The organism is Escherichia sp. MOD1-EC7003 (genome assembly GCF_002965065.1).
Lineage (GTDB): Bacteria > Pseudomonadota > Gammaproteobacteria > Enterobacterales > Enterobacteriaceae > Escherichia.
Genome location: NZ_PTRE01000113.1, coordinates 1 through 7,466 on the forward strand (window position 1 = coordinate 1; position 7,466 = coordinate 7,466).

Here is a 7,466-nt window from a genome sequence, read left to right on the forward strand (position 1 = left end):
TGCAGAAGCTGGACGTGGCAGGGCTGATAGGTGAGCGCATCAGCCATGATTTTCAGCGGCTGGAAGAGTCAGTCGCAAACATGAAGGTAAACGCGGATGCCCTGAACAGGGATATTGCGACAATTCACAGCAATATCGTGCAGGAATACAACACCCTTAAAGGGTATAGCTGGAAATGGCTGGGTGGGGTGTCAGTGGCTTTTCTGGTTATGTTCTGTGTGCTCGGATGGGGAATGAAAACAATACTCGACAGGAACTACAACGCCACAGCGGCGGTGTATCAGAAAGTTGTGACACTGGAAGATAAACTGGCGGAGAAACCTGTCACGGGTAAGAGCCGGAAAAACTGACGCGCTTCGTTTGTCCAACGCCTCACGGAGCGCGAAAGGATTTCGCGAACCGTTCACCGTTTTTTCCAATATGATTCTGTCTGCTTTGGTCGATAAAGCAGTCGATAGTATTCCAGCCTTCGTATATATAACGGTACGTGCTCATCAGTAAGATCTGGCGGTATTGTGTTATCAGGGGGAAGTTTTTTCAGATACTCACGAAATGCCTGGCTTGATGCCATAAAATCTACAGCTGCATCGATAATATGTGGGATATTTTCACCTAATTTTGTCATGATGATTGATCTGATATTATCACGGTTCGTGAATTATAGTATGTCACTATTATTTATGCGTTAGTGAACCAGAAAAAATCCCCCGTTGGCATAGGGGGATATGTAAGGAGAAATAACTTCGCAGGTGTTCTTGTTTGTATTACAACGTGAAAAGAATGCACGCAACTTAATTAATCTGCCGTACTTCCTTTCAGTTTTCAAGATAAGGTTTATAATAAAACATGGAATGGAAGCAAGCTTTAAGGTTTCAGCTCTAAAATTTTTAATATCTATTAACTAACTAGCTAGTTGTTGTCCTTGTGAGCATGTTGTATATAAAAGCCAGGATAATATCCTGACCGGAGTATTCATATTCCTTATCCCCTCTGTGCTCTCAGAGGTTTTTTTCTGTATTTAATGATATGAGCTGGAATGCGATTCCGGCCCCCCCCGTTTACATAATTCTCCCTGACATACGGCACCGGAATCGCATTGATTTTGCATTGCTAATGTCTAACTGTGCTGGTGAATGTTGGGGGCAGTTTGGATATCGAAAATTATTGTACGTTAAGGTTGTTTTTTGACCTTGTCGGGGTCCGCCTGCGGGCAGTAGAGATCATATAAGGTATTCAACAACGTCATGATGCGGTTATCCCCGATACGGTAATATACCATTTTACCTGCCCGTCGGGTCTCGACCAGCTTCAGGCGACGCATGACACCCAACTGCTGAGACAGGGTCGGCTGAGTGATACCGACCGCCGCTTCCAGCTCGGTCACATTCGCTTCCCCCTGGCTTAACTGACACATCAACAATAGCCGGTCGCTGTTGGCCAGTCCCCGTAGGACATCTGCTGCCCCCAGGGCTGCATTTTTCATATCAGTCTGACGTTTTGTGTCTTCATTCATGGGCATTGCTGGTTTCTTATATTATGTATTTTTATATAATATTGTTCAGTATAATGATAGTGGCGTAATTTTGCCACCGTGATCTTCAGGTCTGCAGCGTCCAGCTGGACCGGGTAACTAATTATATATGGCAGATATTTTGCCCCGAGTGAACAGAGAGGATGTAATGAAAATAGTGATTGTTGGTGGTGTTGCCGGGGGAGCATCCGCTGCAGCCAGGGCTCGTCGGTTATCAGAGGATGTCAGTATTGTTGTGTTTGAGCGGGGAAGCGATGTCTCTTTCGCCAACTGTGGATTGCCTTATCATATAGGCGGAAAAATTCCGTTACGGCAGTCGCTGATTCTGAAAACCCCGGAGGATTTTAAATCCCGTTTTAACATAGACGTCCGTATCCGTCATGAAGTGATGTCAGTAGACCCGGTTAATAAGATGGTGACGGTTAAAAATCTGACCTCCGGGGAGGTCTATACCGAAGAATGGGATCGTCTGCTCCTCAGTACCGGTGCCGCTCCGGTTGTTCCCCCCTTGCCCGGACTACAGGAAGCGGGTGTCTTTACACTGCGAAATCTTACTGACATGGATGCTATCCAGGCGTGGATTGAGCAACATAATATCGCTCACACCACGCTTGTCGGGGGGGGATTTATCGGGCTCGAAGTGATGGAGGCACTGAGCGAAAGGGGGATCAGTGTGACCCTGCTGGAGATGGGGGAACAGGTTATGGCTCCGGTTGATCCTGAAATGGCATCGGCCCTGCATCAGGAAATCAGGAGTCATGGCGTGGATCTGCGTCTCAGAACGGCGCTCACCGAGGTACTGCGGACAGAGACGGGATTCCGCGTTGCACTGTCTGACGGTGGGTTTCTGCAGACCGACATGGTTATTCTCGCCATCGGGGTAAAACCTGAGAGCAGCCTTGCCACAGGAGCCGGGCTCGCCGTGGGTAAACGGGGAGGCATAAGTGTCAATGCCTGTATGCAGACAAGTATCCCTGACATCTATGCCGTGGGGGATGCAGTTGAAACACCTGACCTTGTCTTTCAGGAACCCGCTAATGTTCCTCTGGCAGGGCCAGCCAACCGCCAGGGACGCATTGCTGCTGATAATATGCTCGATCGTCACAGCCTTTACCATGGCAGTCAGGGGACATCCATTTGTAAGGTATTTTCGCTGAGTATTGGCAGTGTCGGGGCGAATGAAAAGCAGCTGAAAGCCCATGGTACCCGATACGAGAAGGTTTACGTCCATGCCGCTGATCATGCCAGTTACTACCCGGGGGCAACAATGATCAGCCTGAAACTGCTGTTCAGCCCCGATACCGGTAAAATTCTCGGGGCCCAGGCGTCAGGGAAAAAAGGGGTTGATAAACGCATCGATGTCCTGGCTGTCGTACAGCGCGCGGGGCTTACCGTTAACGATCTCGAGCATCTGGAGCTGACCTATGCTCCGCCTTTCAACAGTGCAAGGGACGTCGTTAACCAGGCTGGAATGGTGGCGGCAAATGTTATCAAGGGCGATACGGTCATCTGTCATGTCCGCGATGTGTTACAACGGGAACCGGGCAGTTATTGTTTACTTGATATTCGTTCTCCTGCGGAACTGAAACAATTTGGTGAATATCCTGACGCGCTATCCATCCCTCTTGATTCCCTGCGGGAGAATCTTGATAAGTTGCCTGAAGATAAAGAGATTATTATCGGGTGTCAGAGTGGTCTGCGGGGGCATGTGGCATACCGTATGCTTCAGTCTCACGGCTTCCGGACATATAATCTGAGTGGTGGCTTTATAACTTGGCAGGCGGTTACGGAATCAATGAGTCAATAAGAGATGAGGTGCCATACACATGGCACCTCATCTTCCAGATTCATTGAAAACGTATTATATGGAATAGAAATCTACAAAAATAATTAACGCCCTGGATGGTACCCTATTGCGATAATGTGGACTGTTCAAAAAACAGGCTTACCGTACAATAATTCTCTATATCCAAACTGACCCCAATGTTCCTGAATGTAAATCTCCGTACAAAGATATCGTTGAGTTTTATATAATTCATTGTTTTTATTGTGTTTTGTTTTTTTTGTTGTGCTGGTTTGTAGTTATAAAAAACCCCTGGGAATCCAGGGGTAGGTAAGGAAAACAAATGATACTCAGTTAGTGTTGCACTTTAAACGGGTTGAAGTATAACTCGTATTAAATGAGATGTTGAAAATAAGTGAAAACCATTGCTGGTTGCAATAGGGCAGTATGCGTAAAAAATAAATTTGTGATGCTTTTCAAAAAAACAATTAATACATGAATATTACAGCTCATATATTACAGTTTATAAAAAAACTGTGTTTTATCTATTACATAGAGAAAAATTCTTATCCTGAGCTGTGAACTTGGTTGTTTCGTTTGATATATATCTTTGTAAATGTGGTTTATTATGCGGGCATTTTTTATTGAGTATTGAATCAGAATAAGTGATGCAGCTAAATTTATTTGCGTAACTATTTCATTGTCAATATTCTGACTCAATTTGACACCTATCGTTTCTCTTGGATTCCCCACTTTTGTGGTTTTTTTATCCGGAACGGGATAGTGCCAGTTGTTTTTTATCAGCCTCAGGGTATTTTGGGGCGGTTGCGAACATTGACGCATTCCACAACTAAAAAAAATTTCTCACAGACTCTGATTCTTGCCCCGACCCCAGGTCGGTTTTTTTTGTCCTGGCGAAACGTGAAGCTCTGAAACAGAAAATCCCCGTGCAGAACTTTCCACCCAGGGCGAGAAAACTTGTCATTTTGACCTGTTCGCCCTTCGGAACAGTCGAAATCGATCGCGCATCGCTTTCGTGCATAGTTATGCAGCCCTCTAAAAACGATTCTGGCGCGTTTTTCTGGTTTGGCCTGGTGTTTTCTTGTCTTTTTGCGTTTTTTGCGCCAGAAAGCGGCTGAGGGCGTTTTAAGGGGTACGTACAACGGGAGTTATGGTAAATGGATCGGGTTTTCGGGAAGGATCGACAGGATTTGCCGTTGGGTGTAGTGTAAGCGACTGAAAAACAAACGCCCCTGAAATTCGTGTCTCTCCGCCAAGATTGTCACGAGAATACAGGGGCGAGGTCGGTCGATAACCTGGAAGGAATCGTAACACATGAGCGCCGCGCTTCAATACTTCGACGAAAATTTACCCCACCGTCCCTATCACACGGATGATCTCGCTTTTGGTCTTCGCATCTCCGGCAAAGGGCGTGCGCTTCTTGCTCGGTACATCCAGCAGAACCAGCCTCATGCGCAGTTCTGGCTGGTTTTTGACGTTGACCGCGTGGGGGCAGCGATCGACTGGAGCGACCGGAACTCACCCGCACCGAACGTCACCGTTAAAAATCCTGTGAACGGGCACGCCCACCTGCTTTACGCACTCAATATCGCCGTGAGAACCGCACCGGACAGTTCGGTTAAGGCACTGAAATACGCTGCCGCAATTGAACGCTCGTTGTGTGAGAAACTTGACGCAGACGCGAACTACAGCGGGCTGATTTGCAAAAATCCGTTCCACCTGGAATGGCAGGTGAAGGAGTGGCGCGAGGAACCCTACTCCCTCGATGAACTGGCTGATTATCTCGATTTGAGCGCCTCAGCGCGCCGTAGCATCGATAAACATTACGGAATGGGGAGAAACTGCCATCTGTTCGAAATGACGCGCAAATGGGCTTACAGGGCGATTCGGCAGGGCTGGCCAGCATTCTCACAGTGGCTTGATGCCGTGATTCAGCGTGTTGAAATGTACAACGCATCGCTTCCCGTTCCGCTTTCACCGCCTGAATGTCGGGCTATTGGCAAGAGTATTGCGAAATACACGCACAGGAACTTCACGCCGGAAACTTTCGCACAGTATGTGGCTGATACGCACACGCCAGAAATACAGGCCAAGAGAGGCAGGAAAGGTGGCATCGCTAAAGGCGAAGCCTACGATGACAAGCGTTTCATGGCGCTATGTATGCTGGAGAATGGATATTCTCAGAAAGCTATTGCGGCGATGTTGGAGGTTTCTACTCGAACCATTCGAAACTGGAAAAGCGGAAAATAGCCTATATCAGATAACAGCGCCTTTCTGTCGTTTTTTTGAGCAGTAGGTTTTTTGCCGTTTTTCCCCGTTCAGCCCTGCAATGGTGCTGCTTTCCGCATGATTGTGCTGGTAGTGCTCGCCGCAGTCTCATGACCGAGCGTAGCGAGCGAATGAGCGAGGAAGCACCAGGGAACCGGAACACGGATGGAGGCACTTACGCGTCTGGGTTTGGGGATGTCTCCAGATCGTACTTAATTTCCTTAAGTGCCTGTAATATCCTGTCTTTTTTATAGCATAGCTCGCCTGTTTTTGTGTCTACCAGTCCTGCTTCGATCAGTAGCCCAGCCGCGAGAAAGAGCCGGTGATTGCGTTCCCGTCGTTGTTTTTTTCCCTCGATTCGTTTCTGGATCGTCTGTTTTCGCTCGTTCTCCTGTGCCTGTAAGTCGTTTTTTTCCGCTGTTGCCAGCACGTGGAGAAGTTTGCGTTCCTGTTCTGTGAGTCCGGCTTCGTTGTCGAGCAGGTCAATAATCTGTCTCTGTCGCGCGGTCTGTTCTCCGAGCTTCCTGATGAATCCGAGCCGTTTCTTCAGCCATTCGATGTTGCTGATGCGCATGTTCGTGGTGCTCCCTGGTGTTTTTTTGCGGTGTGTTGTGGTCGAGCAGTATATCGCTTGCGGTCGGCGGGTGCAGGGGGTATCTTCCGTGCTAATTCGTAAAATTAGAAGGAAGCGCACTTATATGTTTCTCTCCTTCGTCGAGAAACAGTGCGCTCCTGCAGAGGGCTGAAACCGTGGCAACCTATCACCTCAGCGTTAAATTTGGTGGCAAGGGGCAGGCTGCAAACCACGCCGATTACATCGAGCGCAAAGAGAAATACCGCGACCGTCAGGATTTGGAATATTCCGCACACGGAAACATGCCGGAATGGGCCAGGGATAATCCTTCCCATTTCTGGCAGGCGGCTGACCAGTTTGAACGTGCGAACGGTTCGACCTATAGGGAACTTGAAATTGCATTACCCCGTGAACTGACACCGGAACAGCGCCTTGAACTGGTGCAGGATTTTGTACGTCAGGAAGCTGGCGAACGGCACGCCTGGAGTTTTGCCATTCACAATCCGAAAGCGAGCATTGACGGCGGCGAACAGCCTCATGCGCATATCATGATGAGTCAGCGTGTGAATGATGGCATTGAACGTACACCGGAACAGTATTTCCGGCGCTATAACGCCAGGTATCCCGACCGGGGAGGTGCGAAAAAGGATTCCGGAAACCTGACCCCCACTCAGCAAAAAGAGCAGTTGCGGGAATTGCGAAAACGCTGGGAGGTGAAGCACAACGAACATATGAGAAAGCATGGCTTTGAAAGGGGCTTCATTGACTGCCGGACGCTGAAAGAACAGGGCATTGAACGACGTCCCGAAGTGCATCTGGGTTTTGAAGCTGCTGGACGGCTTGATGATGCCCAGCGTCATGACATCATGCAAAAACGGTCTGAACCGGACTATTCCCGCCATCTTGAACAGGCGCGAACGGTCGGGCATGACATCAGGGAATGGCTGGACACTCCGGTTAAGCAACATGAACTGGTCAGAAGGCTTCAACATGATGTTGCGCGGGAGCATGGCTTTGACATGAGAGACAGAGTGAGCAGACAGGACCGAACTGAACCTGAACGGGTTAAATCACCGTCACGTGGATTTTCTATGGGATTCTGAACATGGCCAGCACAGAAGAAAAATTACTCACGCTCCTGTTATCGGTGGAGCATCTGCAACATACCGCAATGGAGCAACAGAAAGCTGTTGCTGATTCTCTGGCTGTGGCAAGGGAAACACTTCGCGGATATCGGGATATTTCTGACGGTGTGGCAAAACAGGTCAGGGATGAAGTCAGAAACGAGG

6 protein-coding genes and 2 pseudogenes are annotated in these 7,466 nt (G+C 48.4%); 5 read left to right on the top strand and 3 right to left on the bottom strand.

The genetic code is table 11. The features are described from left to right. A pseudogene (locus A7090_RS18565) lies at positions 1 to 350 on the top strand (hypothetical protein); the annotation flags it as partial. Between the two features lie 53 nt (positions 351 to 403). Here A7090_RS18565 and A7090_RS18570 read toward each other — a convergent pair. Both A7090_RS18570 and A7090_RS18575 read right to left on the bottom strand, forming a co-directional pair. Beyond that, positions 404 to 625, bottom strand: coding sequence for a hypothetical protein (locus A7090_RS18570; protein ID WP_001329509.1), 222 nt, complete (start codon positions 623 to 625; stop codon positions 404 to 406). A gap of 546 nt (positions 626 to 1,171) precedes the next feature. Continuing rightward, a complete protein-coding gene (locus A7090_RS18575; protein ID WP_023144239.1) occupies positions 1,172 to 1,519 on the bottom strand; it encodes an ArsR/SmtB family transcription factor in 348 nt (115 codons plus the stop codon). Between the two features lie 160 nt (positions 1,520 to 1,679). On the opposite strand from A7090_RS18575, the gene A7090_RS18580 reads away from it, so the two are divergent. Together A7090_RS18580 and A7090_RS18595 are read left to right on the top strand one after the other, a co-directional pair. After that, positions 1,680 to 3,338, top strand: coding sequence for an FAD-dependent oxidoreductase (locus tag A7090_RS18580; protein WP_001529697.1), 1,659 nt, complete (start codon positions 1,680 to 1,682; stop codon positions 3,336 to 3,338). 1,311 nt (positions 3,339 to 4,649) lie between these two features. Beyond that, positions 4,650 to 5,585 carry a replication initiation protein gene (locus tag A7090_RS18595; RefSeq protein WP_001673223.1) on the top strand — a complete coding sequence of 312 codons (936 nt, stop codon included), beginning with the start codon at positions 4,650 to 4,652 and terminating at the stop codon, positions 5,583 to 5,585. Positions 5,586 to 5,778: 193 nt separating this feature from the next. Here the strand turns inward: A7090_RS18595 and A7090_RS18600 are convergent, their stop codons facing one another. Next, positions 5,779 to 6,177 carry a hypothetical protein gene (locus tag A7090_RS18600; RefSeq protein ID WP_021526524.1) on the bottom strand — a complete coding sequence of 133 codons (399 nt, stop codon included), beginning with the start codon at positions 6,175 to 6,177 and terminating at the stop codon, positions 5,779 to 5,781. Between the two features lie 176 nt (positions 6,178 to 6,353). Here A7090_RS18600 and A7090_RS18605 point away from each other — a divergent pair, with 176 nt between their 5' ends. Further along, positions 6,354 to 7,280 (top strand): MobA/MobL family protein, encoded by a 927-nt coding sequence (locus tag A7090_RS18605; RefSeq protein WP_015231136.1) that lies wholly within the window; start codon positions 6,354 to 6,356, stop codon positions 7,278 to 7,280. Positions 7,281 to 7,282: 2 nt separating this feature from the next. Next, positions 7,283 to 7,466 (top strand): annotated as a pseudogene (locus A7090_RS18610) (hypothetical protein); the annotation flags it as partial.

Excerpts from the sequence above, each read along its gene's own strand:
- A7090_RS18570 (WP_001329509.1), bottom strand. The coding sequence starts at position 625 with ATGACAAAATTAGGTGAAAATATCCCACATATTATCGATGCAGCTGTA.
- A7090_RS18575 (WP_023144239.1), bottom strand. The coding sequence starts at position 1,519 with ATGCCCATGAATGAAGACACAAAACGTCAGACTGATATGAAAAATGCA.
- A7090_RS18580 (WP_001529697.1), top strand. The coding sequence starts at position 1,680 with ATGAAAATAGTGATTGTTGGTGGTGTTGCCGGGGGAGCATCCGCTGCA.
- A7090_RS18595 (WP_001673223.1), top strand. The coding sequence starts at position 4,650 with ATGAGCGCCGCGCTTCAATACTTCGACGAAAATTTACCCCACCGTCCC.
- A7090_RS18600 (WP_021526524.1), bottom strand. The coding sequence starts at position 6,177 with ATGCGCATCAGCAACATCGAATGGCTGAAGAAACGGCTCGGATTCATC.